This window comes from Bradyrhizobium sp. LTSP885, from assembly GCF_000938305.1.
Classification (GTDB): Bacteria; Pseudomonadota; Alphaproteobacteria; order Rhizobiales; family Xanthobacteraceae; genus Bradyrhizobium.
Genome location: NZ_JYMT01000018.1, coordinates 153,615 through 179,394 on the forward strand (window position 1 = coordinate 153,615; position 25,780 = coordinate 179,394).

Here is a 25,780-nt window from a genome sequence, read left to right on the forward strand (position 1 = left end):
TCGCTAACGACAGTTAGCGTTCCCGGCTGTTGCGACGGTCAGGAAGCTGATCGTTGCCGGTGCGACCATGATCGTCCCTGCCGCGGTCGCTTCGCCGGTGAGAGCCGGGAGCTGATCCGCAGGCCCCAGCGCCAGTGTCGTTCGGTTGAGCTGGACCGAGCCATCGGCAAGATTTTCACTCGCCAAGGTGTAGCGTTGCGATGCGGCCGGTAGTGCCAGGTCGTGCGGCTGTTCCCGATCATTGTTGATGACGAGCAGGGCGACGCCGCCCGGACTATCGCGCGCGCAATGCGCGTAGATGTGAAGACCCGGTCGTGGCGCAATCCCCGCATCCAGAACGGTCGTTCCCATCAGCCGACGCCAAAGCAGCGCGCCCCAATAGTTCGGCCGCGGCAGGTGGCTCCGCTGGTCGAGCAGGCCGTAATCGCTCGCGGCGAGGGTGTTGTGCATCACCACCTGAACGCCTGCCTTGGCCAGCCGTCCGAGCTGATCGAGGTAGCGGAACGTATCGATAAAGGTCGCGGCCCAGCGATTGCCGCCACACGCGGTCTCTGCGGTCTCGGTCAGCCAGATCGGCCTGCCCGGCGCGAAACGATCCCGTTGCGCGCGATAGAAGGCCAACGTGTCGTAGGTTCGCGCCAACCAGTCGTCCGACAGTGCAGCCTCCGGCCCGCGATCATTGCCGCATCGTGCCGAGAGCGCGCCATAGTGATGATAGGAGACCGCATCGATGCCCGGCGCTGTGGCGGCAAACAGGGCCGCTGCATCGTCGCCGGTGCCGACGGTGCCCGGGCCAAGCACCATCACATCAGGCGCCGCCTGTTTCATGAGGCTGCGGAACGCGGCGAAGTCCCGGCCGTAGGCGGCAACGTCATATCCCTCGGGCGCGCCGCCGATGGCGGGGAGGTCCGGTTCGTTCATGAACTCCGCGGCGGCGATATGCCCGCCAATGGAACGGGTAAAGGCGAGAAGGCGCTGCGCCTGCTCCGGTGTCCAATGGCCATTCGCGTCGCGGGTCCCGGCACTGATCGCGAATGACGTGACGATCGGTGCATCGACCCCGCCCGAGAAATCGACCACGTCCTGCCATTGCGGTCGTGTCAGGACGCCCTTGAAGCCCGCCGGTGGTGCCGACGGCGGTGTGTCGGAATCCGCAAAGAAAGTGCTGTTGGCCCAGGTCCCGCTGATACGGAGATAGGCGGGCGACAAGGCCGCAGCGAGCTTGCGCAGCCTGGCATCGCGGAGATCGATCGGGGAGCGCTCTGCGAACCGGTCGGCTTTCGCATCGACCTGCGTGCCAGTTGCGCCATAGGGCCTCCAGAACCGGCCACCGGTCACCTCGACCATTTCGATGTTGTAGGACTGGAACCGCGGGTCGACGGCCGCAATGCGTGGCATGTTCGACACGTTGAGAGACAGCTCCGCCGCGTGCGCTGTCGTGCCAACGAAGCCAACCAAGATCAAGGCAACGACGCACGCGAAGCGTCGGAGCGGATCGGTGCGGCCGTGATCGTGTACGGGTCCCTGCAACATCCCGAACTCCAGCTCTATCGCTCAGAGCGACGGCGGGACACGAAGTGACAGTAGTTAGCTCTTGCCTGCCTGCCGCCAGCGGTCGATGCCGGCAAACAGCGCGGCGAGCAGGCATCCCGTGACGATGCCGAACGTCAGGTCCTTGAACACGGTCAGGGCAAAGGTCGGGATCAGCACCACCGCACTGCGCCAGTCGACGATCAGGTGCAGGAATTCCTCCTTCTCGGCCATGTACCAGCACACCACGACCAGGACGCCGGCGAGCGCGGAGAGCGGGATGTAGCTCGCGAGCGGCGCGGCCAGAATGATGAACAACAGCAAAAAGACCGAATGCATCATGCCGGCGAGCGGGCTGCGCGCGCCGGCGCGGATGTTGGTTGCGGTGCGGGCGATCGTGCCGGTGACGCTGATCCCGCCGAACAGGGCAGATGCGACGTTGGCGATCCCTTGCGCCACCAGCTCCATGTTGGAGCGATGCTTGCGCCCGGTCATGCCGTCGGCGACCTTCGCCGAGAGCAGGCTTTCGACACCACCGAGCAGGGTGAAGGAGAGTGCGGTCGGAAGGATCTGCAGCAACAGGCTCGAAGAGAACGCCGGCAGATGTGGTGCCGGCAGGCCGCGCGGAATCTTGCCGAAATGGCTGCCGATGGTTTCAATCGGTAAATGCAGTAGCAACGTTGCGACCGAGGCCAGCACGATCGCGATCAGCATCGCCGGCCAGGCCGGCCGCCAGGCGCGCAGTCCGAAGATCACCGCTACCGAGCCGGCGCCGACCGCGAGCGCCGACCAGTTCAGGGTCGGAAGTGCATGGGCGAGGGCCGCGAGCTTTGGCAGAATCGGCCCGGGCTCGGCGCCGGCCAGCGTCAACCCGCCGAGATCGTGCAATTGGCTCGCCAGGATGGTGACGGCGATGCCGCTGATAAAGCCGACGGTGACCGGATGCGGGATGTAGCGGATCAGCGATCCAAGCCCCGACGCGCCGATCACCGTCAGCATCAGGCCGGACACAAATACGGTGAGCAGGAGCCCTTCAACCCCGAACTGCGCAACCGTCGCTGCAACCAGGACGATGAAGGCGCCGGCCGGGCCGCCGACCTGAAACCGGCTGCCGCCGAGCGCCGAGACGAGGAAACCGCCGACGATGGCCGTGAACAGTCCGCGCTCGGGCGTCACGCCGGAGGCGACCGCGATCGCCATCGACAATGGCAGCGCCACCACCGCCACCGTCAGTCCCGCCATCACGTCGTGGCGGAACGCGGCGAGACCGTAGCCTTCGGTCAGCATGGTGACGAGCTTGGGGCGATAGAGATGCGCCGTGGAGGAACCATCAGGCATAGGGATAACCGCGTAGGAGGAATTTCGGAAAGAAGCTGGCAGAGTTGCCACGAGCGAGAAACAGGCCGGGATCGCCGATGCAGACTGGAGGACCAGCCGCGCCGAACGAGCGAGTGAATTTATCCGGTAATCTTTCGGTAGACGGCAGCGGCCCGGCGCAGCAACTGGCTCTTGCGTTTCCGATCGCGTATCTTCTCGTGCTTGGCTTGGCGCGTCACGGTCATCTGCTGTTGATCGCTTGCGCTCTCGGCGAGTTCGCGGCGCACCTCCGCGTCGTTCAGCTCGCCAAGAATCTGCTGCCCCTTGCGCAGATGCTTGAGGATGTCCCGCCACGCAGTATAGTCCTCTGCAGGCAATCCGCCATCGGAGAATTCGATGGCGTAGCGCAGACGCTTGCTGGCGAGGCGCACATTATGTCGCTTGGTCTTGCCCATGCCCTGCAGGCCGCGGCTCTTCCGCGTCAGCTTCTCGTGCCATCGCGCCAGCCGCCGGGCATGGAACACCGATACCGGGACGGCCCGCCGTTGCGCGGCCTGGCGATCCTGCTTCGCCGTCCAGGGGCCGCTGCCGACCCAGTCCCACATGGCGTCGAACCATTGCCAGTAACGTTCACTGTTCAGCGCGTCCTTGAGACGGTCGAAGGCGTCGGCCCGCGCGGCCCTGAATGCGCGCTCTTCGGGCTGGCCCTTGCTGTTCTCGATCGCGACGTCGAGGTCGCGCGTCGCGCCGAGATGGGCGCTCAGCCATTTCAGCTCGGCTCGCAGGCGCGTCCATTCGGTGTCCGCCACCATGCGTCCGTAGAACGCGATCGCGGCCTTCAATCGCGTCAGCGCGATGCGGGTGCGGTGGAGCGCCGTGGGATCGCCGGCACAGACCGCCTCATGGTTGGTCGCGACGTCTTCGAGGCATTCCGACAAGATCAGGCGAAACGCGGTCTCGCAACGCATGGCTTGGCTGAGATGGCGTGCCCGTTTCGGGCGGACAGCACGCTCTTGGGCCGGACTTGCCGATAACGTCATGACTCTCTCGCGACCCCGTCGGAGCCGCAACGCCACCGGCGGCATCCTTGGGGGCAAAGCTTTCCGGTTTGATTGATCTCGGGCAAGGGTTTTCTGGAAGGGGACCCGTGCGACGATGCTGCAAAGCGACAAAAATGTCGCGCCATGTGCAACCGGGGCGAGTGATCTGGGGGCGGACCGACGGTGCGGGAACGCATGCCGCCATTTCGGCGGAATGCGTCTCGTTTTGACCCGGCAATCTCGCAAGAATCCGCTTGATATTTCGCATGCGAAATATATACCGAGGCGGCGATGAGAGCAGAGCACCGCCTGATCTTTCTTTTGACCGTGGGATATCGACGGTTGCAGCGCGCGATCGAGCAGGAGACGGTTGCGCACGAGCTGACGTCGGCCCAGGCGGGCGTGTTGTTCTATCTCGGGCGCAACGACGGTGCGCTGATTGGCGACGTCTCGCAGGCGCTCGACATCGTGCCGTCGGCGATGACCGGTCTTGCGGACCGGATGGAACGTGCGGGCCTCGTCAAGCGCAGGCGCGACGATGCTGACGGGCGCAGCCAGCGGCTTTATCTCACTGCCGTGGGACAGGAGCTCGGCAAGCGTGCTGCGACGCGGACGAGGGTGATCAACAACCGCCTGATGGACGGATTTTCGGAGGCCGAGATCGATGTGGTGTCCCGCTGGCTGTCGAGCCTGCAGGAGAAGTTTCCGAAAGACAAAGACGGCTAGAGCATGATCCGGAAAAGTGTGAAGCGGTTTTCCGAAAAGATCATGCTCAAACAACTAACAACAGGAGTGACGATATGGGTGAATTGGTCGACGTAGCGCTGCAAGGTGGGGTCCTCACGGTCACCATGGCGCGTCCGGACAAGAAGAATGCGATCACCAACGCGATGTATGGCGCGATGGCCGATGCGCTGGAACGCGCGGAAAGCGATTCTGCGATCCGCGCCGTGCTGTTCCAGGGCGATGGCGACAGTTTTACCGCGGGCAACGATCTCGCCGATTTCGCGGCAGTCTCGCAAGGCGCGCGGGGCGAGCGCCATGTGACGCGGTTTCTCGCAAGGCTCACCGCCGCGACGCGGCCGCTGGTTGCCGCCGTGCAGGGCAATGCGGTCGGTATCGGCACCACCATGCTGCTGCATTGCGACCTCGTCTACCTCGCGCCGAATGCGAAGCTGATCACGCCGTTCGTCAACCTTGCGCTGGTGCCGGAGGCCGCCTCGACCTATCTGCTGCCGCAGCGCGTCGGCTACGCGCGCGCTTACGCGATGTTCGCGCTCGGCGAACCGGTTGAGGCGGAAACGGCCGTCTCGATCGGTCTTGCCAACGCAGTCGTGCCTCTCGAGGATCTTCGCGCCAAGGCGAGGGCGGCCGCCGAGGCGCTGGCCAAGCGGCCGTTCGGCTCGCTCCAGCACACCAAGGCGCTCATGCGCGACACCGCCAGGATCAGTGCGCAAATGGCGCGCGAGGGCGAGATCTTCCAGGAGCGGCTGATGAGCGCGGAAGCGCGCGAGGCCTTCGCCGCCTTTGCCGAGCGCCGTCAGCCCGATTTTTCCAAGATTGCCGGATAAGCCTGGGCGGACGGCCTGCGCCGCGAGTGAAATTCATCGCGGCGTGCGTCGACAGGGTTGACGCCGTCGCCGCGATCAAACATCTCCTTGCCTGGAGATCGCATTCCGGCGAGGCAAGAGATGAGCGACAGTCACATGCTGCGCGGCGACAAGATCGCCGCGACCATTCTGGCGCAGGGCGCTGAGTTATCGTCGCTCAGAAATGCCGAGGGCACCGAGTTGCTCTGGCAGGCCGGCCCGCAATGGTCGCGCCACGCGCCGCTGCTGTTCCCGATCGTCGGCAAGCTGAAGAACGACACGCTGCGCCACGCCGGCAAGACCTATCCGATGACGCAGCACGGGTTCGCGCGGGACCGGCGGTTTAAATGGCTGCAGCAGGGGCCGCGATCCTGCAAGCTCGCGCTGATCGACGACGCCGAGACCCGTGCACGCTATCCCTTCGCGTTCAGGCTCGAAGTCACCTACGCGGTCGACGGCGCCGATCTCGAAGTCGTCTTTGACGTCGTCAATACCGGCAACGACTCGCTGCCGGCCTCGCTCGGTGGTCATCCCGCCTTCAACTGGCCGCTGCTGCCGGGTTTGCCGAAGGATGCTTATACGCTGACGTTCGCGAACGACGAGCCTGCACCGATCCGGCGGTTAAAGGACGGGCTGATGCGCCCGCAAGCGGAACCCAGTTCTGTCGAGGGCAGGACGCTCGCACTGTCCGAAAAATTGTTCGATGACGACGCCATGATCCTCGATCAGGTCGCGAGCAAATCGGTCCGCTTCGCCGCCACGCAAGGTCCGGCGATCGAGGTCTCCTGGAACGGCTTCCGTGAGCTCGGCGTCTGGTCGAAGCCCGGTGGTGCGCCGTTTCTTTGCATTGAGCCCTGGCACGGTTTTGCCAGCCCCGCCGAGTTCGATGGCGAATTCGCCGACAAGCCCGGCCTGATGCACATCGCCCCGGGCGCGCGCCAGTCGCTGAGCTACCGCCTCCGCGTCAGTTGAACGCCATCCCGCCGCTCATCGCGATGGTCTGGCCGGTCATGTAGGGATTGTTGACCAGCAGGCGGGCGATGCGGCGAAAAACCGGGTTTGGCGACCGGAAATGGCCTTGCGTCCGGCGCGGGCCGGCGGCAATGGTGGGGGCATCATTCCCCCAAAGACGACCCACGAGAGATCGATGAGCAAACTGATTGTCCGCGCCGGCGAGTTCACCTTTGACGCCCGTTTCGAGGAGCAGCTCGCGCCGAAGACGGTCGCGGCCTTCCGTAAGGCGATGCCGTTCGAGAGCCAGGCAATCCATGTGCGCTGGAGCGGCGAGGGCGTCTGGATGCCGCTCGGCGATCTCGATTTCGGCGTCTCCTACGAGAACCACACCAGCTATCCGGCGCCGGGCCAGATCATCCTCTATCCCGGCGGCATCAGCGAAACCGAGATCCTGCTCGCCTATGGCGGCGTGCATTTCGCCAGCAAGATGGGCCAGCTCGCCGGTAACCACTTCATCACGCTGACCTCGGGGCTCGAGAACCTCACCGCCTTCGGCAAGGCGGTGCTGTGGAAGGGCGCGCAGAAGATCCGCTTCGAGGAAGTCTGATGTGACCGAGCCTCGTTACCCGCGCGATCTCCGCGGCTACGGCCGCAATCCGCCCGATCCGAAATGGCCCGATGATGCCCGCGTCGCCGTGCAGTTCGTGGTCAATTTCGAGGAAGGCGGCGAGAACAACATCCTGCACGGCGATCGCGCCTCGGAAGCGTTTCTGTCTGACGTGCTGGGCGCGCAGCCCTGGGTCGGCCAGCGCCATCCCAACATTGAGTCGATGTTCGAATACGGCTCGCGCGTAGGCTTCTGGCGGCTGTGGCGGATGTTCACGGAGCGCAGGATGCCGGTGACCGTGTTCGGCGTCGCGACGGCGCTGAAGCGCAATCCGGATGTGGTCGCCGCGATGCACGAGGCGGGCTGGGACATCGCAAGCCACAGCCTGCGCTGGGTCGAGCACAAGGACATGTCCGAGGTCGAGGAGCGCGACGAGATCGCCAGGACGATCGACGTTCACACCGAGGCGACCGGTGCGCGGCCGCTCGGCTGGTACACCGGCCGCTCCTCGATCAACACGCTGCGGTTGCTGATGGAAGCGGGTGGCCTGCGCTATCTCTGCGACTCCTATGCTGATGACCTGCCGTACTGGATCAAGGCTGATGGAACCGAGCCGCATCTTGTCATCCCCTACACGCTCGACGCCAACGACATGCGCTTCGTCAACCCGCAGGGCTTTGGCGGCGGCGACGAGTTCTTCACCTATCTGAAGGACAGTTTTGACGTGCTCTACGCCGAGGGCGCGACATCGCCGAAGATGATGTCGATCGGCCTGCATTGCCGGGTGGTCGGCCGCCCCGGCCGCGCCGCCGCGCTGATGCGCTTCCTCGACTACATCCAGAAGCATGAACGCGTCTGGGTGCCGACGCGGCTCGCGATTGCCGAGCATTGGCACGCCAATCTGAAGCACCTCGCCGCAGACGCCTTCGATATCGGATAGGCGCATCTCTTCACCTCGCCCCGCCTGCGGGGAGAGGTCGGAACGCATCGTCAGATGCGTTCCGGGTGAGGGGAGTCTCCGCGAGTGTCTCTATCAGTGAGTATGCGGAGGCAGCCCTCACCCCAACCCTCTCCCCGTAAGAACGGGGCGAGGGGGCGCAGTTCCGTTGCGGCGATTGCTGAACCTAAACTTCAGTGCCCCGCCATATGCCGGCCGATCTCGGTGAGATCGGCCTCGCTGGCACGGGCCTCGTGGACGAGTTCGCCGTGGAACATCACGACCAGGCGGTCCGACAATTCGAGTAGTTCGTCGAGGTCCTCGCTGACCAGGAGCACCGCCGCGCCACGGTTGCGGGCGGCCATGATCTCGGCATGGATCTGCGCCACCGCGGCGAAATCGAGCCCGAAGCAGGGATTGGCTGCGATCAGCACCTCGACATCGCCTGAGAGCTCGCGCGCCAGCACCGCGCGCTGCACATTGCCGCCTGACAACGCCGCGATCGGGGTATCTGGCGTGCGGGTCTTGATTTTGTAGAGGCCGATCTTGCGCTCCGCGTCCTTGCGGAATGCCGCGCGGTTCAGCCACCAGCCGCCGCTCGCAAACGGCGCGCGGTCGAATTCTCTGAAAGCGATGTTGTCGGCGACGCTCATGCCGCCGACACAGGCGTTCTTCAGCGGCTCCTCCGGCAATAGCGACATCTTGTGGCGGCGCATCTCCTCGCGGCGCGCCGAATAGGCCTCACCCTGAACCCGGATCACGCCGCTCTCGGCCTCGCGCTGGCCCGCCAGCACCTCGACGAGCTGCCGCTGGCCATTGCCGGAAACGCCGGCGATGCCGACGATCTCGCCGCTTTTCACCGTCAGCGACACGCCGTGCACGGCGATCGCGCCGGCATCGTCAAGCGCGGTGAGCTTGTCGAGCTCGAGCCGGGGGGCGCCGGCGTCGCCGGTGCGTGGCGGCTGCACGGTCAGCTGTTCGGCGCCGATCATGGTGCGCGCCATTTCGTCGGGCGTGAGATCGGCGACCTTGCCGCTGCCGGCAAGCTTGCCGCGGCGCAGGATCGTTACCTCGTCGGCAAAAGCCATCACCTCGCGGAACTTGTGCGTGATCATCAGGATGGTCAATTCGCCCGCGACCACCATCGCGCGCAGCATGCCCAGCACCTCGTCGGCCTCGCCGGGCGTCAGCACCGAGGTCGGCTCGTCCAGGATCAGGAAGCGGCGCTTCAGATAGAGCTGCTTGAGGATCTCGCACTTCTGCCGCTCGCCGGCGGAGATGTCCGAGACCTTGGCATTGAGCGGCACCTTGAACGGCATCCGCGCCAGGAACGCTTCGAGCTCCTTCTTCTCCTTGCCCCAGTCGACCACGGCCGGCACGTCGTCGCGCGCCAACACAAGGTTCTCGGCGACCGTCATCGCCGGCACCAGCGTAAAATGCTGGTAGACCATGCCGAGGCCGAGCGCGTGGGCGTCCTTCGGGTTGGCGATGGTCTGCTGGCGGTCACCGACGATGATCTCGCCTTCGGTGGCGTGGTAATAACCCATGATGCATTTCACGAGCGTGCTCTTGCCGGCGCCATTCTCGCCGAGCAGGGCGTGGAACGAGCCGGGACGCACCTTCAGCTCGACATTGTCGAGCGCAAGGAAATCGCCGAACCGCATCGTCATGGCGATGGCATTGACGCCGAAGGCGCCTGAGGGTAGCGGCGGCTCGCCGATGATCACGACAGCGCTCCGATCAGATCGGCCGACGTCGCCACCGCGCCGAACACGCCGCCCTGCATCTTGATCATCTTCAGCGCGTGGTCGTGGTTGCTTCGGTCGGTCGCCGCGCAGCAATCCTCGATCAAGACGCATTCGAAGCCGCGGTCGTTGGCCTCGCGCATCGTGGTGTGGACGCAGACGTCGGTGGTGATGCCCGTCAGCACGATGTTCTCGATACCGCGCAGCCGCAGCATCAGTTCGAGGTCGGTGGCGCAGAACGAGCCCTTGCCGGGCTTGTCAATGATCGGCTCGCCCGGCAGCGGAGCCAGGTCCGGAATGATGTCCCAGCCGGGCTCGCCGCGCACCAGGATGCGGCCGCAGGGGCCGGGATCGCCGATGCCGGCGCCGATCTGGCGCGAGCGCCAGCGCTTGTTGGCGGGCAGGTCGGTGAGATCAGGCCGGTGGCCTTCGCGGGTGTGGATGATGTGAAAGCCCTGCGCGCGCATCACCGCGAGCAGTTTTTTGATCGGCTCGATCGGCGCGCGAGTCAGCGACAAATCGTAACCCATCTTGTCGACATAGCCGCCGACGCCGCAGAAATCGGTCTGCATGTCGATGATGATGAGCGCGGTATTCTCGGGGCGAAGGTCGCCATTGTAGGGCCAGGCGTAGGGTTCGGACTTGATAGTGCGCTCGGGCATGGGACGATCTCGCGATGCTATCGGGTGATGGAGAGTTCGGCCGGCGCGCCGGTCAGCGTGCGCTTCGGCGAGCAGGTGATGATCATGATCGCCAAGGTCAGGATGTAGGGCGCGGCGTTGAAGAGGTGATAGCCGGAGGTGACGCCGACGGATTGCAGCGCGGGCCCGAGGGCGGCGGCGCCGCCGAAGGCGAGCGAGGCCCAAAGACAAAGCATCGGATCCCAGCGCGCGAAAATCACCAGCGCGACCGCGGTGATGCCCTGGCCGGAGGAGAGGCCTTCGTTCCAGCTTCCGGGATAGAACAGCGACAGGAATGAGCCGCCGATGCCGGCGAGGAAGCCACCGACCATGGTGGCGCGCAGCCGGATCAGCAGCACCGAATGACCCATGGCACGCGCGGCGTCGGCGCTTTCGCCGGCGGTGCGGATCAACAGGCCCCAGCGTGTGGTCCTGAACGCCCAGTAGAGCAGCGGTGCAATGGCGACGCCGACCAAAAATAGCACGTTGATGCGCAGCGCCGCGCGCAGTTGCGGCACGTCGCTCCACCAGCCGAAATCGATCGCCGGCAGTCGTGCGGCGGTGGGCTCGATCAACGGCTTGCCGAGGAAGAAGGCGAGCCCGGTGCCGAACAGCATCAGCGCAATGCCGACCGCGATGTCGTTGACCCGCGGCAACGAGCAGATGCCGGCATGCAGCGCGCCGAGCAGTGCGCCGGTGATGCCGGCGGCGAGCACGCCGAGCCACGGCGAGCCGGAGAGATAGGAGATGCCATAGGCGCTCATCGCGCCCATCACCAGCGTGCCTTCGAGGCCGAGGTTGATGCGGCCCGACCGTTCGGTGATGCACTCACCGAGGCTCACGAACAGGAATGGCGTCGAGACGCGGATGGCGCCGCCGAACACGGCGAGCGGAACGGTCCAGAGCCCGATTGAGCCATCTGCCATGTCAGGACTTTCCCTTCAGGAAGCCGATACGTCCGTAGAGCGCGTCACTCGCCAGCACGAACACGAAGATGATGCCCTGCAGCACCAGCACCGAGGCGTCGGGCAGTCCGAGCCGACGTTGCAGCAGGCCGCCACTCGCGCTGATGCCGCCGAGCAGGATCGCCACCGGAATGATCGCGAGCGGATTCTGCCGCGCCAGGAACGCGACCAGGATGCCGGTGAAGCCGTAGCCTGCCGCAAGGTTGGCATTGGTGCGGCCCTGCACGGCCGCGACCTCGATCATGCCGGCGAGCCCGGCGCAACCGCCGGCCAGGAAACAGATGGTCAGGATCAGCCGGCCGACGCTCAGGCCCACGATCTTCGCGGCGCGGATGTTGCCGCCGGCAACGCGCGCGGCGAAGCCGAAGGTAGTGTGATAAATCAGGATGTAGGCTGCGACCGCCGCGACCAGGCCGAACACCAGGCCCCAATGCACGTCGGTGCCGGGAATGCTGCCGATCATGTTGGCAGCGCCGATTTCGCGCGTCGACGGCTTGTTGAGGCTTGCCGGATCGCGCATCGGGCCTTCGACCAGATGGTTGAGGATGGCCAGCGCAATATAGACCAGCAGCAGGCTCGAGATCGTTTCGTTCACGCCGCGATATTGCCGCAAGCCACCGGCCAGCATGATCCAAAGGCCGCCGCCGATGACGCCTCCGATCACCATTGCGACCTGCACGATCACAGGCGCCGCGCCCTGCACGGCGAGTGCCGCCGCGGTCGCCGACAGCGCGCCGATCAGCAGCGCGCCTTCGCCGCCAATGATGACCATGCCGAGCTGGGCCGGCAATGCCGTGCACAGCGCGGTGAGGATCAACGGCGCGGCACGGGTCAGCGTGTTCTGCCAGGAGAACCAGGTGCCGAACGCGCCGTAGTACATGTAGAAATAGAGATCGAGCGGGTTCTTGCCGTAGATCGCGACGAAGCCGCCGAACACCGCGAGCGCGCCGACCAGCGCCGCGCCCGGGATCAGGATGTATTCGATGCTCGCGCCGTAGCGTTGGAGGAATCCGGGATCGGCGGCCGGCGCAACGCCGACCGCATCCACTGAGTCCGCCGCATCCGTTGTCACGCGGTGGCTCCGATCACGCCGTCGACCAGATAGTCCATCTTCTCCAGTTCGGGATCCTGCTGGCCTCGATCGGTGCCACCAGCGATCACGGTCTTGCCCTTGTTGTCGGCGATCGGGCCCTTGAAGATGGTGTAGTTGCCCGCCATGAACTTGGCCTTGACGTCGTCGGCGTGCTTGCGCGCTTCGGCCGAGACCATCTCGCCATAGGGCGAGACCTTGACGATCTCTTCCTTGAGGCCGCCGCGGTAGAAGTTCGGAATCGATTCACCCGCGGTGATCATCTTGACGAACTTCGGATAGAGCGCCTCCCAGTTCCACTCGGCGCCGGTGAGATAGGCTTTTGGCGCGAGCGGCGACTGGTTGACGTGATAGCCGCAGACCATGGCGCCGCGGCGTGCCGCGTTCTCCACCATCGTCTTGGGCCCGTCGACGTGACAGGTCAGCACATCGACACCCTGGTCGATCAGGCTGTTGGTGGCTTCGGCTTCCTTGACCGGCATCGACCAGTCGCCGGTGAAGATCACCTGCGTGGTCGCCTTCGGATTGGCGAGCTTGGCGCCGAGCGTGAACGCGTTGATGTTGCGCAACACCTGCGGGATCGGCTTGGCCGCGACGAAGCCGAGCTTGCCGCTCTTGGTCGAGTAGCCGGCGACGATGCCCGAAATGTACTGGGCCTCGTCGATATAGCCGAAATAGCTGCCGGCGTTCTTCGGGTCCTTGTCGGCCCACAGGCCGCCGCAATGCTCGAAGTGGATCTTCGGAAACTTGTTCGCCATCTTGATCATGTGCGGGTTGTAGTAACCGAACGAGGTCGGGAACAGCAGCGTCGCACCATCGAGGTTGATCATGGACTCCATGGTCTTCTCGACCGCATCGGTCTCCGGCACCTTCTCTTCCTCGACCACCTTGATGCCGGGCAGCTTCTTCAACGCTGCCGCGCCCTGCGCATGCGCCTGGTTGTAGCCGTAGTCGTCGCGTGACCCGACATAGATGAAGCCGATCGTGGTCTCCGCCGCGGCTGCGCTTCGCACGCCGAGCGTGCTGCCGAGCGCCAGCGCCGCGCTTCCCTGCAATAAATGCCGTCGTGAAATCCTGCCAAAATCCATTGCCTGCTCCCTCCGGCGGTCCGCCCGCCTTTCGTTTTCGCTCAGAAGGGATGTCGCAAGCTTCGTGCCAGAGCATGTTTACTCATCACGTCGAAGTAAGCGTATGAAATAATTATAGAATAATAAGAGATGTAGGCGTGCCTAGAGTTCGAGCATGCATATGTTTTAGGCATTAAATTGGCATTGTATGCAATGCCGTTAAGCAGTCGATAACCGGCGAGGTGAGGTAGATCGCCTTGTCGGGCGAGACGCAAAACCCGCAATTTGCTGGCTGGTGAATCGAACCGGGGCTGCTACGAAGTGAAAGCTTGGCGGCCATCGAGGCCGGCCGCTGGCAGCAAGTTTGGGTCGATGCGGTCCTGCACTGGAAGAGCATGAGCGAGATGGAAGCGGCGGCGGGAATCAGACGGTCATCGCTCGGCGATGAAATCGTGGCGCGGATCGGCCAGCTCGGTGCGATCTCGGAGACGCCGGAGCATCTGGCGCGGATTTTCCTCACCCCCGAGCACCGCGAAGCGGCCGATCTCATCCTGTCCTGGATGCGCGAGGCCGGCATGAGCGCGCATCTTGACGCCATCGGCAATGTCTGCGGCCGCTACGAGGGCGACCGGCCGGGCCTGCCATGCCTGATGCTGGGTTCGCATTACGACACCGTCCGCGATGCCGGCAGATGGGATGGCCCGCTCGGCGTCATCACGGCAATTGCCTGCGTGGCCGATCTGAACCGGCGTGGCAAGCGGCTGCCGTTCGCAGTCGAGATCGCGGGTTTTGCAGACGAGGAGGGCGTGCGCTTCGCCTCGACCCTGCTCGGCAGTCGTGCGGTCGCCGGGACATTTGACGAGAGCGTGCTCGCCACCCGCGATCGCGCCGGTGTCTCGATGCGCGAGGCGCTGATCCAGTTCGGGCTCGACCCCGATCATATCGGCAAGGCGGCGCGCGCCCAGCGCGAGCTGCTCGGCTATGTCGAGCTGCACATCGAGCAGGGGCCGGTGCTGGAGGAGAAGGGACTGCCGGTCGGCGTCGTCACCGCGATCGCGGGCGCGACCCGGCTTGCCGCCAGTCTCGCCGGCGTCGCCGGTCATGCCGGCACGGTGCCGATGGCGCTGCGGCGCGATGCGCTGTCAGGCGCCGCCGAATGCATCGTCGCGATCGAGGAGTTCTGCAAGACCGACGCGAGCGGCCTCGTCGGCACCGTCGGCTATATCGGTGCGATGCCCGGCGCCACCAACGTGATCCCTGGGAAAGTCTCGTTCACGATGGATATCCGCGCACCCGGCGATATGCATCGCAAGCGCGCGGTGGCCGATATCGTGCGGCGGATCGAGGCGATCGCAAAACGCCGCGATCTGGCGCTGCAGATCGACGTTACCCACGAGAACCGGAGCGTGCCCTGCGCGCTGTGGCTGCAGTCGCAGATCGCGGGCGCCGTCGCCGCAGAGGGTTATGCCGTGTTCGAACTGCCGAGCGGGGCAGGGCATGACGGCATGGCGATGGTCGACATCGCCGATATCGGCATGATCTTCGTGCGCTGCCGCGGCGGGGTCAGCCACAATCCGGCCGAGCATGTCGAACCTGATGATGCCGATACGGGCGCCCGGGTCCTGCTGCGCTTCATCGAGAATTTCAGGCCGCAGCCATAGACGCGCGTAGGATGGGTAGAGCGAAGCGAAACCCATCGATTTCACGCATCGGCGACCGCACATGATGGGTTTCGCTGCGCTCTACCCATCCTACCGATGATCGCGAATTTCCGCGCTCAGGCCAGCTTCTGCGCCGGGCGAAAGAAGAAAACTCTCCGCGACCCCGCCCGGACGAAAGGCCTTTCCAAACGGCCGCCGCAAAAGGGGGTCTGCTACCCTTGCTTCCGCGCCGGATGTCCTGACATGTTGGAGGCGTTCCTAACGGTAGCCAAAATGAGCCAATCCGCATTCGATCCCTTCGGCGAGCCGGTTCCAGCGGTCGACAATTCGGCTGCGAGCGAAGGTGCGTCGAAATGGCTGAAGACGGCGGGCACCAGTGTGTTCTGGGGGCTGGTTGCCGTGATCGTGCTGGCACGTGCCGTCTATTTCGAGCCCGGCGTATTCAGTTTCGAGCGCGCCGTGGCTTGGGCGCAGGGTCTGTTCGCGGCGCTTTGACCGCTGGCTTGCGCGGACCGATCTTCGCAGCTCGCGTCTCCCTGATAATCCCTTCAAAGGCCACCGCCGCCGGCACGTCGAGGCGTCCGGGCGATTTCAGTTGCCAGAGCGTGCGCTCGATGTGGACGCCCCTGATCGGGATCACCTTCAGCTTCCCAAGCTTGACCTGATCGTCGATGGTCGCCATCGAGACGATGGCGACCCCGACGCCTGCCGCCACCGCCTGCTTGATCGCCTCGGTGCTGCCGATTTCCAGCGTCCGCTGTGGCTCGATGCGGTGGGCGACCAACGCCTGCGCGACCACCTCGCGTGTGCCTGAGCCGGGTTCGCGCATGATCAGGATCTCGTTCTCCAGCAAGCGAAAGTCGATCGGCCCTTGGATCGGTCCTTGGGCCGTCGCGAAGCGATGATCGGGAGCGGCGATCAGACCCATGACGTCGGTGCGCCAGGCCTCGCTGACCAGGCTCTCGTCCTCCACCGGTCCCTCGACCAGCGCGATTTCGATCTCATGCGCCAGCATAAGTGCCGCGATATCGCTGGTGTTGGCGCTGACCACGTGCAGGTCGATGCCGGGAAAGGCGCGGTGGAAGATGCCGAGATATTCCGGGATCATATAGGTCGCAATCGTCGTGCTGGCGCCGATGCGCAGCGATCCGCTGTCGAGGTTGCGCAGCGCTTGCAGCTCGTCCTCGGCGGCGCGCTCGGCGGCGAACAGCGTCTCCGCATGCCGCGCCAGCGCAGCGCCTTCCCGGGTCGTCCGCACCCCCTTCGGCGTGCGGTCGAGCAGGCGGCAGCCGACCTGCAGCTCGAAATCGCGCACGCCCTTGGAGATCGCGGGCTGGCTGATGTGCAGGATATCGGCGGCGCGGGAGAAACTCCCCGTTTTCGCCACGGCCGCGAACAGGCGGAGCAGATGCAGGTTGAGGGACATAACTTCTCTCTATCGGGGCAGTCCGAAAATATATTAGCCAATGACTGGGGTCTGGCGCATAAAATCTTCTCCGAAAAGGAGTTTCCGTGCCGGAGCTGTCGAAAGACCAGGGGCAGAAGGAAGGCGCGCTGAAGCGCGTGGTCCTGTTGATTCCCGGCATCCTGCTCAGCGGGTTGGTTACGGTCATCTCGCTTGGCGTGCAGGCCGTCGAGGAACGCGTCTTCGACCATCCCTATATCGAGGCCCTTGTCGTTGCGATCCTTCTGGGGATGGCGGTGCGCACCGTCTGGCAGCCGTCGGAGCGCTGGCGCTCCGGCATTGCATTCAGCGCCAAGCAACTGCTCGAGGTCGCCGTGATGCTGCTCGGTGCCTCCATCAGCTTTGCCGCCATCCTGGCATCGGGCTATCTGCTGATCGGGGCGATCGCGGCGATGGTCGTGATCATGCTCGTGATCAGTTTTGGCCTCAGCCGGATGCTCGGGCTCAAGACAAAACTCTCGATCCTGATCGCCTGCGGCAATTCGATCTGCGGAAACTCCGCGATTGCGGCTGTGGCGCCTGTGATCGAGGCCGATGGCGACGACATCGCGTCGTCGATTTCATTCACCGCCATTCTCGGCGTGCTGATGGTGTTGGGCCTGCCGCTGCTGATTCCGCTCCTGAAGCTGTCGGCGACACAATACGGCATCTTGGCCGGACTGACCGTCTATGCCGTGCCGCAGGTGCTGGCGGCGACCGTGCCGGCCGGCATCGTCTCTACGCAGATAGGCACGCTGGTGAAGCTGGTGCGGGTCTTGATGCTGGGCCCGATCGTGGTCGGCCTCTCGCTGTTCGCCGCCCGCCGCAAGCGCCTGGCCGGTCATGCGAAGGTCGTCTCGATCAGCCCGTTCAAGCTGGTGCCGTGGTTCATCATCGGCTTCCTGGTGCTGGCCGCGCTGCGATCCTTCCAGCTCGTGCCTGACATCGCGATCACACCGGTGACGAAGATCGCAGCTGTTCTCACCGTGGTCTCGATGGCGGCGCTCGGGCTCGGCGTCGACGTGCGCGTGCTGTCGACCGTCGGCGGCCGGGTGACGGCGGCGGTCACACTTTCGCTGCTGCTGCTGCTCGGCTTAAGCATCGCCCTGGTGCATTTCTTCAAGTGAGGGCGATCGTTCGCCTATTGTCGACGCTTAGCAAATGAGCAACTGCACGTCGTGGCAGCGTCGCTCAGCGAACGTGCAACGTCCCTTTGAACATCCAACAAACTGAAATTACATCGGATTCCGTTTCGGCCGCACGCCGGATGGTATTGTACACAATGGCACGCGCCTTGCTTGAGTTCTCTCAGGAGTTCTCTCGTTCGGGACGCGTGTCATGACGAACTCAAGCGGCATCATCGCAGCCGAGCCGGAGCCGATCACGCTCGATTGGACGAAGACGGCGCTCGTCATCATCGACATGCAACGCGATTTCATGGAGCCCGGCGGCTTCGGTGAGACGCTCGGCAACGATGTCAGCCAGCTTGCGCGCGCGGTGAAGCCGATTGCGTCCGTGCTTGCGGCGGCGCGCGCCTCCGGGATGCTCGTCGTCCACACCCGCGAAGGCCATCTGCCCGATCTCTCCGATGCGCCGCCGGCGAAGGTCGAGCGCGGCGCGCCGTCCTTGCGGATCGGCGATCCCGGTCCGATGGGCCGCATCCTGATCCGCGGCGAGGCCGGCCACGACATCATCCCCGCGCTTTATCCGCTCGACAGCGAGATCGTGATCGACAAGCCCGGCAAGGGCGCGTTCTACGCCACCGAGCTTGGCGAAATCCTGCAGAACTACGGCGTCGAGAACCTGCTGGTGTGCGGTGTCACCACCGAAGTCTGCGTCAACACCACCGTGCGCGAGGGCAACGACCGCGGCTATCGCTGTGTCGTGATCGGCGACGGTTGCGCGTCCTACTTCCCGGAATTTCATGAGATGGGCCTGAAGATGATCAAGGCCCAGGGCGGCATCTTCGGCTGGGTCAGCGACTCGGCCGCAATATTGAAGGCAATGGAGACGTAGAGAATTTTGGCATAGGGGATCACCATGAGCACGAGCATTGCGGGGACGGCCGGCAAGTCCGAATTCAAGCCGGTACTGTGGACACCGGGTGACTGGAACGCGTTCTTCGGCTTCGGCACCAACATCCTCGTCAACATGCTGGTGTTGACCGGCCTGTTGCGCTTCGTGCTGAAGATGCCCGACAGCCTGGTGTTCGGCCGCATCCTGCCGGCCCTCGGCTTGATGATGTGCCTCTCGACCTTCTATTACGCGTTCCTTGCCTATCGCCTCGCGCAGAAGACCGGCCGCAGCGACGTCTGCGCGCTGCCGTCGGGCGTCAGCGTGCCGCACATGTTCATCGTCACCTTCGTGATCATGCTGCCGGTCACGATCAAGACCGGCGATCCGATGAAGGGCTGGTCCGCCGGCCTGGTCTGGGTGTTCTTCCAGAGCTTCATCCTGATGATCGGCGGCTTTATCGCACCCTTCATCCGAAGGATCACGCCGCGCGCGGCGCTGCTCGGCACGCTCGCCGGCGTCTCGGTGACGTTCATCTCGATGCGGCCGGCGCTGGAAATGTACATGACGCCGCAGATCGGGCTGGTCTGCTTCGCCATCATCCTGGTGAGCTGGTTCGGCGGGGTGAAATATTGGAAGAATATTCCTGCAGGCCTCGTCGCCATCGCGGTCGGCATGGTCATCGCGTGGGGCTCGAACCTGTTCGGACTCGGGCTCGGTGGACTCAGCGTCAAGGGCGTTGGTGATGCCTTTGCGAGCTTCGGCTTCTCGGTGCCGGTCCCGGCGGTCGGGCAGGTCTTTTCGGGCTTCGAATTCCTCGGCGTCATCCTGGTCACGGCGATCCCGTTCGGCATCTACGATCTCGTCGAGGCCATGGACAATGTGGAGAGCGCGGAAGCGGCCGGCGATGAATATCCGACCACGCGTGTGCTGACCGCCGACGGCATCGTCAGCCTGATCGGCTGCCTGATGGGCAATCCCTTCATCAACGCGGTCTATATCGGCCATCCCGGCTGGAAGGCGATGGGTGGCCGGATCGGCTATTCGGCCGCGACCGGCATCATGGTGGTGGTGCTGTCGTGGTTCGGCATCATCTCGGTGCTGCTGGCGTTGGTGCCTGTCGTCGCGATCTCGCCGATCCTCCTTTATATCGGCATGTTGATTGGTGCGCAGGCGTTCCAGACCACGCCGGTCAAGCATGCGCCTGCGATCGTGCTGGCGCTGACGCCGCATCTTGCGGCTTGGGCGAAACTGCAGATCGACACCATGCTGGGCTCGACCTTGAACGCAGCCCAGGCTGTCGGCGGCCTCGCCGCCGACAAGGTGGGTGAGGTCAAGACTGCAGCCATCGCAGCGTTGCCGCAACAGGGCGTGCTCTATCACGGCCTGGAAGTGATGGGCGGCGGCTCGATCCTTGCGGGTTTGATCCTGGGCGCGATCGGCGTGTTCGTGATCGAACGCGATTTCATGAAGGCTTCGGCCTTCGCGCTCGCCGGCGCCGTCATGACCTATTTCGGCTTCATGCACGGCGAAGCCGTCGGTATCGGCGGCGGCCTCGGCGTGACGCCCAGCGTGGCACTCGCCTATCTCGTGATGGCGGGCGGCTTCTACGCGCTCGACAAGTCCGCAGGGAGCGAAGCCTACAGCCCGCATGCGGATATGCCGGCCGTGGCGGCTCCGGCGGAGTGATCGGGAGCCTCGTGGACACCAGGGCCGCGCAGACATCTGGCAGATCGCGAGAATCGATCTGCTAGATGATGCCGGTCTCGCGACAGGGCGTGCCGTCGAGCACGCGTTGCCATCCAAAGCGGCCGAGATCGATGGTCCGGTAGCCGCCGTCGAGGATCAGTTCGGCCATCGCTCGCCCACAACCCGGCGCGTGCATCAGGCCGTGCCCGGAAAAGCCGGCCAGCATGTAGAAATTCTCGATGGCACCTGTCCAGGGGCCGATGATCACATTGCCGTCGAGTTCGTTCTGGTCGTACAGCCCGGCCATCACGTTCTTCTCCTTGGTTCGCTCGAAGGCCGGGAAGCGATGGGCGAGCGCCGGCCACACCACCGTCTCGAAATAATCGTGCTGAACCTCGAAGTTGAAGCCACGCGGCTCGTTGGTATCGGGAACGCCGCCCGAATAGCCTTTGCCTTCCGGCCGGAACGCCAATCGTTGGGTGTCCTTCAAATAGGGCAGCGGCTCGATCGCGGTTTCGCACTCGAAATAGTGCTCGTATCGCCGCATCGGCTCGATCGGCACCCGCATCCCGACCATCGCGCTGATCTGCTTGGCCCAGGCGCCGGCGGCGTTCACGACGTGATCCGTCGTGATGACCGCGCCTGATTTCAGCGTCACGTTCCTGACGCGTCCGCGCTCGGCCCCGAGCCCGACGACCTCGTCGTCGATGAATGTCGCGCCTAACGATGCGGCCTTCCTGCGCAATCCGCGCAGCACGCTGTAGGGGTCGAGCCAGCCATCATCGGGCGAATACACCGCGGCCGCCAGATCCGTGACGTTCATCGAGGGAAACTTGCTCTTCAATCCCTCCCGATCGAGCCAGACGACATTGACGCCGTTGTCCTGCTGTATGCGAAAATTCTTCTCGAGCGTGCCGATATCAGCCGCGGCGACGATGAAGAGATAACCGTTCTTCCTGAAGTCGATCCGGGCCGGCTCGCCGTCGACCGCCATCTCGGATTCAAACCGCTCGTAGAACGGAATGCTGAAATTGGAGAGCGCGATGTTCTCCGGCAGGGCAAACAGCCGGCGGACGCCTCCGGAGGCGCGTGGCGTCGAAGCCTGCTGATAGCTCTTGTCACGCTCGACGACCACGACCGAGCACGCCTTTGGATGGCGCCTCAGGAAATAGGCGACGCTCGCGCCGATCGCTCCTCCACCGATAATGACGACGTCGTAATGCACGCGATGTCCCTCTCTTCGGTCCTGCCGGCAGCGACGTGCCGACTGGTCGACGATACTGCACGATTTCACAGTTGTATAATTGGTGGTAGTATTTTATACAATACAGGAAAATTATATCCAATGGTCGTGTTGAGTGGAGTAAGCGAATGGGCGGCGGCACCTTTAAGAAATTGATTTACTTGGCCTTTGTCTCGCTATTATCGATTGCGGCGGCCCGTGCCGAGCCTCCGTCGGAGACGCTCGACAAGATCGCGAGCACCGGTGTGCTCACCATTGGGCACCGCGACACGTCGATCCCGTTCTCGTATTTCGACGACGCGCAGCACGTCGTCGGCTTTTCGATCGATCTGTGCGCGCGCGTCGTCGACCAGATCAAGGTCGCCACCAAACGTCCCGACCTTCAGGTCAAGTATGTGCCGGTGACGTCGGCCACGCGAATTCCGCTGCTGGCCAACGGGACCATCGACATCGAGTGCGGGTCCACGACCAACACGATCGAACGGCAGACGCAGGTCGCGTTCTCGTCGACGACCTATCTGACCACCAGCAACTTCGTCTCGAAGAAGGCGGCTGCGATCCGCGGCTTCGACGATCTCAAGGGGCGCACGGTGGTGTCGACCGCCGGCACCACGAGTTTGCGGCTTCTCAATGAGCTCAATGTCCGGAAGGAGCTCGGCATGCAGGTCGTCCCGGCAAAGGATCACGCCGAGGCCTTCCTGATGGTCGCGACCGATCGCGCCTCCGCCTTCGTGATGGATGACGTCCTGCTGGCTGGGCAGGTTGCCAATGCGCGCGATGCTGAGAGCTACCAGATCTCGCAGGAATTCCTGTCCGTCGAGCCCTATGCGATCATGATGCGGCGCGGTGACTTGGGCTTCAAGCAACTGGTCGATTCAGCGCTTGCCGACATGTTCCGGTCCGGTGATTTTGATCGCGTCTATCGCAAGTGGTTCGAGACAGCGATCCCGCCGCGAAGCATCAACCTCAACCTTCCGATGAGCGCGGCGTTAAAGAAAGTTGTCGCGCACCCGAGCGATTCTGCTGATACCGCCAGCTACCAATAGCTGGCTCTACCCGCCCTTGACCGCGCCCGCCGTGAGCCCGGCGACGATCTGCCGCTGGGCGAATACCGTCAGCAGCAGCACCGGAAGCGTCACCATCAGTGCGGCGGCGGCGAGCGGGCCCCAGCTCAGCTGGTCGAACGAGATCATGTTGTAGACCGCGACCGGCAGCGTGCGTGTTTCGCGCCCGGCCAGCACGATGCCGAACACAAAATTATTCCAGGAGAAGATCACGGCGAGGATGAAGGCGACCGCGAGTCCCGGCTTGGCGATCGGCAGCGCGACATGGCGGAACACCTGCCAGCGCGTGGCGCCGTCGATCAGTGCGGCCTCTTCGAGCTCCAGCGGCGTGGTCTCGAAATAGCCGATCATGATCCAGATCACGATCGGCACCGTGACCACGAGATGGATGATGATCTGCGGCACCAGGGTGCCGAGCAGGCCGAGCCACTGGAACAGCAGGAACAGCGGGATCAGGTATGACAATCCCGGCGTGATGCGCGCGATCAGGATCACGACCGCCGATTTATGCGCCGCCATCCGCGCAATGCCGTAGCCGGCGGGCACGCCGACCAGCATCGCAAGCCCGGTCGCGCTGCCGGTCACGATCAGGCTGTTGACGAAATAGGTCAGGAAGCGGTTGGAGGCGAGCACGTCGGCATAGTTCTTCCAGGCGAAATTCTCCGGGATGAACACCGGCGGATAGGCGGCGTTGTCGATCTCGAATTTCAGCGATAGCGAGGCCATCCAGAGGAAGAACAGGATCGCCGGCGAGACGATGACGAAGACCGACAGCCACAGCCCGATCCGGCCCAAAATCTGACGAAGACTCACCTGACGCAGGCTCATGCGCCGTCTCCGAGTTCCGACGTCCACAGCATCCGCTTGCGCAGATAGAGCAGGAGTGCTGCGAGCGCGACGATCAGCAGGAAGAACACGACCGCAATCGCCGAGCCGTAGCCGATGTCGTAGTAGACGAAGGCGACGCTGTAGAGATAGAGGTTGATGGTCTCCGACGCCGAGCCCGGTCCGCCCTGGGTGATCGCGAAGATGATGTCAAAACTCTTCACGGCGTCGATCATGCGGATCATGCCGGCGATGAACAGGAACGGCATGATCAAAGGCAGCGTGATGAAGCGGAAGACCTGCCAGAAATTGGCGCCGTCGATCTGCGCGCTTTCGTAGGGCTCGGTCGGGATCGCGGCGAGACCGCCGAGCACGATCAGCATCACCAGCGGCGTCCATTGCCAGGTCTCGACCAGCACCAGTGACGGGATCACCGTCGTCGGATTGAACACCCAGAGCTGCGGCGGCAATCCGACCAGCGACAGCAAATAGTTCAGCACGCCGAGCTGCGGGTGGAACATCATGGTCCAGACCAGCGCGATCGCCACAGGAGTGGCCATCATAGGCATGATGAAAATACCGCGCAAAAAACCGCGCGCGGCGAACTTCTGGTGAAACACGACCGCCGCCAGCGTGCCGAAGATCAGCGGCAGCACCACCGATAACGCGGTGTAGAACAAGGTGTGCCCAATCGCCTCGACAAAGCGCGGATCGGTCGGCAACCGCAAATAGTTGGCGAGCCCGACGAAGACGGTCGGCGAGCCGACTTTCCATTCGTGCAGGCTCATCCAGATCGTGAACACCCACGGGAAGATGATGATCGCCAACACCACGACGAGTGCCGGGATCACGAACGGCCAGTAGGACGGCGGACGCCACGTACGTTCCGGCGTGGCGGAAAACGCCTCAGGCTCCGCCGGAGAGGCTTGTGTTATCACGCTCACGCTTTTTCGCTGCGCTCCAGGATCGGGCGGAATTGCTCATGCGCCTTCTTCAGCTCGGTGGCGGGATCGGCGCCTGATAGCGTCGTGGTCAACGCCGCGCCGACGATGTCGCGGAATTCGGCGACGGGGATGATGACGGGCAGGCCGAGCTTGGAGATCTTGGAGGAGTCGATCACCGATTGCAGCCACTCCTTGGTCTTGACGCCCTTGGCGACTTCGGGATCGTCGACGATGGAGCTGCGGAACGGTACGCCGCCGCCGGCCTGCAGCAGGCGTGCGCCCTGTCCCTTCGAGACCACCCATTGGCAGAGCAGATAGGCGGCTTCCTTGTTCTTGCTGGCTGCGGCAATGCCGATGCCGTCGCCATAGGTCGACGAGAAATGGCCCTTGGGGCCGGCCGGGACCACGGTGTAGCCGACCTTGCCGGCGACGCGCGAGGCGGTCGGATCCTCCAGCGGCGGCGCCCAGCCGGTCGCATCGATCCACATCGCGGCGCGCCCTTGCGTGAAGGAGGCCATCGACTCCATCCAGTTGAAGCCGACGACACCGGGAGGCGCCGACTTGGTCAGCAGCCGCTGATAAAGTTTCGTGGCTTCGATCGCCTCGGGGCCGTCGGTCAGGATATTGCCCTTGGCATCGAGGAATTCGCCGCCATAGTTCAGGTAGAAGTTGCTCCACATCGCCATGTTGGCGTTGCGCAGGCCGCGGCCGACGAAGCCGTAGATGCCTTCCTTCGGGTCGGTCAGCTTCTCGGCTGCAGCGGCCATTTCATCGAGCGTCTTCGGGATCTCGACACCCTTCTTCTGGAACAGTTCCTTGTTGTAGTAGAGGATGAAATAGTCGACTGACCACGGCAGCGACAGCATCTGGCCCTTGTCGTTGCGGGCATATTGCAGGCCGGCCGCGGAGAAATCGCTCTCGACCAGGTCAGGCGGCGTCAGGCTCGGGTCCTTGAGATAGCCGCTCATGTCGGCGAGCCAGCCCGCCTTCTCGAACTGGCGCTTCTGCACGTGATAGCTGATGTGAACGATGTCGAAGCTCGGCTTTCCCGATGACAGCTCGATCACGCATTTCTGGCGTTGCTGCTGCTCGGGAATCTGCTCCGATTCGACCTTGATGCCGGTCAGATCGGTGAATTCCTTGACGTACTTTTGCAGATTGTCGCCGCGCGGCCCCTTGGCGAGGATCACCTCGAGCGTGGTGCCGGAGTATTTCTTCCAGTTGACCTCGGCGCGGGCGGGAAATCCGGTCAATCCAAGCGCGCCAGCGGCGGCCGTGCCGGCCAGGACCTGGCGGCGCGAGATCAGGTGATGCGACATGTTTCTCTCCCAGGGGCGGTTCTTGTTTGGGAGGATACTAGCGTCTGAGGTTTGTAT

The 25,780-nt window shown here is 64.0% G+C and carries 24 protein-coding genes and 1 pseudogene; 11 read left to right on the forward strand and 14 right to left on the reverse strand.

Annotation, left to right across the window (positions count from 1 at the left end; all coding sequences use genetic code 11):
• Nucleotides 1-3 precede the first annotated feature (3 nt).
• The 3 genes and pseudogenes from UP09_RS11940 to UP09_RS11950 all read right to left on the reverse strand — a co-directional run bounded on the left by UP09_RS11940 (nucleotide 4) and on the right by UP09_RS11950 (nucleotide 3,887).
• Nucleotides 4-1,398 carry a glycosyl hydrolase family 79 N-terminal domain-containing protein gene (locus UP09_RS11940; RefSeq protein WP_245301906.1) on the reverse strand — a complete coding sequence of 465 codons (1,395 nt, stop codon included), beginning with the start codon at nucleotides 1,396-1,398 and terminating at the stop codon, nucleotides 4-6.
• A 231-nt stretch (nucleotides 1,399-1,629) separates the two neighbouring features.
• Nucleotides 1,630-2,868 (reverse strand): annotated as a pseudogene (locus tag UP09_RS11945) (SulP family inorganic anion transporter); the annotation flags it as partial.
• 119 nt (nucleotides 2,869-2,987) lie between these two features.
• Nucleotides 2,988-3,887 (reverse strand): CHAD domain-containing protein, encoded by a 900-nt coding sequence (locus tag UP09_RS11950; protein WP_245301909.1) that lies wholly within the window; start codon nucleotides 3,885-3,887, stop codon nucleotides 2,988-2,990.
• A gap of 291 nt (nucleotides 3,888-4,178) precedes the next feature.
• On the opposite strand from UP09_RS11950, the gene UP09_RS11955 reads away from it, so the two are divergent.
• From UP09_RS11955 to UP09_RS11965, 3 genes are all read left to right on the forward strand, one after another.
• Nucleotides 4,179-4,613, forward strand: coding sequence for a MarR family winged helix-turn-helix transcriptional regulator (locus tag UP09_RS11955; protein ID WP_044538363.1), 435 nt, complete (start codon nucleotides 4,179-4,181; stop codon nucleotides 4,611-4,613).
• A 74-nt stretch (nucleotides 4,614-4,687) separates the two neighbouring features.
• The gene (locus UP09_RS11960) at nucleotides 4,688-5,458 is read left to right on the forward strand and encodes an enoyl-CoA hydratase-related protein (RefSeq protein ID WP_044538364.1); all 771 of its coding nucleotides are present in this window, start codon (nucleotides 4,688-4,690) and stop codon (nucleotides 5,456-5,458) included.
• Between the two features lie 120 nt (nucleotides 5,459-5,578).
• Nucleotides 5,579-6,448 carry an aldose 1-epimerase family protein gene (locus UP09_RS11965; RefSeq protein ID WP_044538365.1) on the forward strand — a complete coding sequence of 290 codons (870 nt, stop codon included), beginning with the start codon at nucleotides 5,579-5,581 and terminating at the stop codon, nucleotides 6,446-6,448.
• Here UP09_RS11965 and UP09_RS37565 read toward each other — a convergent pair.
• On the reverse strand, nucleotides 6,441-6,614 hold the full coding sequence (locus tag UP09_RS37565) for a hypothetical protein (protein ID WP_156164565.1): 174 nt from the start codon (nucleotides 6,612-6,614) through the stop codon (nucleotides 6,441-6,443). The two genes, UP09_RS11965 and UP09_RS37565, sit on opposite strands and share 8 nt — an antisense overlap.
• Nucleotides 6,615-6,623: 9 nt before the next feature.
• Between UP09_RS37565 and UP09_RS11970 the strand changes: the two genes are divergently transcribed.
• The gene (locus UP09_RS11970) at nucleotides 6,624-7,037 is read left to right on the forward strand and encodes a DUF3830 family protein (protein WP_044538366.1); all 414 of its coding nucleotides are present in this window, start codon (nucleotides 6,624-6,626) and stop codon (nucleotides 7,035-7,037) included.
• A gap of 1 nt (nucleotide 7,038) precedes the next feature.
• Nucleotides 7,039-7,977 (forward strand): allantoinase PuuE, encoded by a 939-nt coding sequence (gene puuE, locus UP09_RS11975; protein ID WP_044538367.1) that lies wholly within the window; start codon nucleotides 7,039-7,041, stop codon nucleotides 7,975-7,977.
• Nucleotides 7,978-8,168: 191 nt separating this feature from the next.
• Here the strand turns inward: puuE and UP09_RS11980 are convergent, their stop codons facing one another.
• The 5 genes from UP09_RS11980 to UP09_RS12000 are packed head-to-tail and all read right to left on the reverse strand — an operon-like array spanning nucleotide 8,169 to nucleotide 13,542.
• The gene (locus UP09_RS11980) at nucleotides 8,169-9,701 is read right to left on the reverse strand and encodes an ABC transporter ATP-binding protein (RefSeq protein ID WP_082070106.1); all 1,533 of its coding nucleotides are present in this window, start codon (nucleotides 9,699-9,701) and stop codon (nucleotides 8,169-8,171) included.
• A complete protein-coding gene (gene biuH, locus UP09_RS11985) occupies nucleotides 9,698-10,381 on the reverse strand; it encodes a biuret amidohydrolase (protein ID WP_044538368.1) in 684 nt (227 codons plus the stop codon). Before biuH ends, UP09_RS11980 begins: the two co-directional genes overlap by 4 nt.
• Nucleotides 10,382-10,398: 17 nt before the next feature.
• Nucleotides 10,399-11,325, reverse strand: coding sequence for an ABC transporter permease (locus UP09_RS11990; protein ID WP_044538369.1), 927 nt, complete (start codon nucleotides 11,323-11,325; stop codon nucleotides 10,399-10,401).
• A gap of 1 nt (nucleotide 11,326) precedes the next feature.
• Nucleotides 11,327-12,436: an ABC transporter permease gene (locus UP09_RS11995; protein WP_044538370.1), complete on the reverse strand. Its 1,110-nt coding sequence runs from the start codon at nucleotides 12,434-12,436 to the stop codon at nucleotides 11,327-11,329.
• Nucleotides 12,433-13,542 carry a BMP family ABC transporter substrate-binding protein gene (locus UP09_RS12000; RefSeq protein WP_044538371.1) on the reverse strand — a complete coding sequence of 370 codons (1,110 nt, stop codon included), beginning with the start codon at nucleotides 13,540-13,542 and terminating at the stop codon, nucleotides 12,433-12,435. The genes UP09_RS11995 and UP09_RS12000 overlap by 4 nt, the downstream gene beginning before the upstream one ends.
• A 383-nt stretch (nucleotides 13,543-13,925) precedes the next feature.
• On the opposite strand from UP09_RS12000, the gene UP09_RS12005 reads away from it, so the two are divergent.
• Together UP09_RS12005 and UP09_RS12010 are read left to right on the forward strand one after the other, a co-directional pair.
• Complete coding sequence (locus UP09_RS12005) at nucleotides 13,926-15,182, forward strand: allantoate amidohydrolase (RefSeq protein WP_044538498.1); 1,257 nt, start codon at nucleotides 13,926-13,928, stop codon at nucleotides 15,180-15,182.
• 273 nt (nucleotides 15,183-15,455) lie between these two features.
• Complete coding sequence (locus tag UP09_RS12010; RefSeq protein ID WP_044538372.1) at nucleotides 15,456-15,677, forward strand: hypothetical protein; 222 nt, start codon at nucleotides 15,456-15,458, stop codon at nucleotides 15,675-15,677.
• On the opposite strand, the gene UP09_RS12015 is transcribed toward UP09_RS12010, so the two are convergent.
• Nucleotides 15,625-16,608: a LysR substrate-binding domain-containing protein gene (locus UP09_RS12015; protein ID WP_044538373.1), complete on the reverse strand. Its 984-nt coding sequence runs from the start codon at nucleotides 16,606-16,608 to the stop codon at nucleotides 15,625-15,627. The genes UP09_RS12010 and UP09_RS12015 overlap by 53 nt on opposite strands.
• Before the next feature lie 86 nt (nucleotides 16,609-16,694).
• Between UP09_RS12015 and UP09_RS12020 the strand changes: the two genes are divergently transcribed.
• The 3 genes from UP09_RS12020 (at nucleotide 16,695) to UP09_RS12030 (ending at nucleotide 20,328) form a co-directional block, all read left to right on the forward strand.
• Nucleotides 16,695-17,753 (forward strand): YeiH family protein, encoded by a 1,059-nt coding sequence (locus UP09_RS12020; RefSeq protein ID WP_044538374.1) that lies wholly within the window; start codon nucleotides 16,695-16,697, stop codon nucleotides 17,751-17,753.
• Nucleotides 17,754-17,964: 211 nt separating this feature from the next.
• Nucleotides 17,965-18,642: a cysteine hydrolase family protein gene (locus UP09_RS12025; RefSeq protein WP_044538375.1), complete on the forward strand. Its 678-nt coding sequence runs from the start codon at nucleotides 17,965-17,967 to the stop codon at nucleotides 18,640-18,642.
• Nucleotides 18,643-18,666: 24 nt separating this feature from the next.
• Entirely contained in the window at nucleotides 18,667-20,328 is a 1,662-nt protein-coding gene (locus UP09_RS12030; RefSeq protein WP_044538376.1) for a hypothetical protein, read from the forward strand.
• 61 nt (nucleotides 20,329-20,389) lie between these two features.
• Here the strand turns inward: UP09_RS12030 and UP09_RS12035 are convergent, their stop codons facing one another.
• Nucleotides 20,390-21,553, reverse strand: coding sequence for an NAD(P)/FAD-dependent oxidoreductase (locus UP09_RS12035; RefSeq protein ID WP_044538377.1), 1,164 nt, complete (start codon nucleotides 21,551-21,553; stop codon nucleotides 20,390-20,392).
• Nucleotides 21,554-21,699: 146 nt separating this feature from the next.
• Between UP09_RS12035 and UP09_RS12040 the strand changes: the two genes are divergently transcribed.
• Nucleotides 21,700-22,617, forward strand: coding sequence for an amino acid ABC transporter substrate-binding protein (locus tag UP09_RS12040; RefSeq protein ID WP_044538378.1), 918 nt, complete (start codon nucleotides 21,700-21,702; stop codon nucleotides 22,615-22,617).
• Nucleotides 22,618-22,623: 6 nt separating this feature from the next.
• Here the strand turns inward: UP09_RS12040 and UP09_RS12045 are convergent, their stop codons facing one another.
• Genes UP09_RS12045 through UP09_RS12055 form a run of 3 tightly spaced genes read right to left on the reverse strand, consistent with a single transcriptional unit; the run spans nucleotide 22,624 to nucleotide 25,723 of the window.
• On the reverse strand, nucleotides 22,624-23,448 hold the full coding sequence (locus UP09_RS12045; protein WP_044538499.1) for a carbohydrate ABC transporter permease: 825 nt from the start codon (nucleotides 23,446-23,448) through the stop codon (nucleotides 22,624-22,626).
• A gap of 11 nt (nucleotides 23,449-23,459) precedes the next feature.
• Nucleotides 23,460-24,404, reverse strand: a complete 945-nt coding sequence (locus UP09_RS12050; protein ID WP_044538379.1) for a carbohydrate ABC transporter permease — start codon at nucleotides 24,402-24,404, stop codon at nucleotides 23,460-23,462.
• Entirely contained in the window at nucleotides 24,401-25,723 is a 1,323-nt protein-coding gene (locus UP09_RS12055) for an ABC transporter substrate-binding protein (protein ID WP_044538380.1), read from the reverse strand. Before UP09_RS12055 ends, UP09_RS12050 begins: the two co-directional genes overlap by 4 nt.
• Nucleotides 25,724-25,780: the final 57 nt, after the last annotated feature.

Coding starts and splice junctions, on each gene's coding strand:
- UP09_RS11940 (WP_245301906.1), bottom strand. CDS start 1,398: ATGCCACGCATTGCGGCCGTCGACCCGCGGTTCCAGTCCTACAACATC.
- UP09_RS11950 (WP_245301909.1), bottom strand. CDS start 3,887: ATGACGTTATCGGCAAGTCCGGCCCAAGAGCGTGCTGTCCGCCCGAAA.
- UP09_RS11955 (WP_044538363.1), top strand. CDS start 4,179: ATGAGAGCAGAGCACCGCCTGATCTTTCTTTTGACCGTGGGATATCGA.
- UP09_RS11960 (WP_044538364.1), top strand. CDS start 4,688: ATGGGTGAATTGGTCGACGTAGCGCTGCAAGGTGGGGTCCTCACGGTC.
- UP09_RS11965 (WP_044538365.1), top strand. CDS start 5,579: ATGAGCGACAGTCACATGCTGCGCGGCGACAAGATCGCCGCGACCATT.
- UP09_RS11970 (WP_044538366.1), top strand. CDS start 6,624: ATGAGCAAACTGATTGTCCGCGCCGGCGAGTTCACCTTTGACGCCCGT.
- biuH (WP_044538368.1), bottom strand. CDS start 10,381: ATGCCCGAGCGCACTATCAAGTCCGAACCCTACGCCTGGCCCTACAAT.
- UP09_RS11990 (WP_044538369.1), bottom strand. CDS start 11,325: ATGGCAGATGGCTCAATCGGGCTCTGGACCGTTCCGCTCGCCGTGTTC.
- UP09_RS12000 (WP_044538371.1), bottom strand. CDS start 13,542: ATGGATTTTGGCAGGATTTCACGACGGCATTTATTGCAGGGAAGCGCG.
- UP09_RS12005 (WP_044538498.1), top strand. CDS start 13,926: ATGGAAGCGGCGGCGGGAATCAGACGGTCATCGCTCGGCGATGAAATC.
- UP09_RS12010 (WP_044538372.1), top strand. CDS start 15,456: ATGAGCCAATCCGCATTCGATCCCTTCGGCGAGCCGGTTCCAGCGGTC.
- UP09_RS12015 (WP_044538373.1), bottom strand. CDS start 16,608: ATGTCCCTCAACCTGCATCTGCTCCGCCTGTTCGCGGCCGTGGCGAAA.
- UP09_RS12025 (WP_044538375.1), top strand. CDS start 17,965: ATGACGAACTCAAGCGGCATCATCGCAGCCGAGCCGGAGCCGATCACG.
- UP09_RS12030 (WP_044538376.1), top strand. CDS start 18,667: ATGAGCACGAGCATTGCGGGGACGGCCGGCAAGTCCGAATTCAAGCCG.
- UP09_RS12040 (WP_044538378.1), top strand. CDS start 21,700: ATGGGCGGCGGCACCTTTAAGAAATTGATTTACTTGGCCTTTGTCTCG.
- UP09_RS12055 (WP_044538380.1), bottom strand. CDS start 25,723: ATGTCGCATCACCTGATCTCGCGCCGCCAGGTCCTGGCCGGCACGGCC.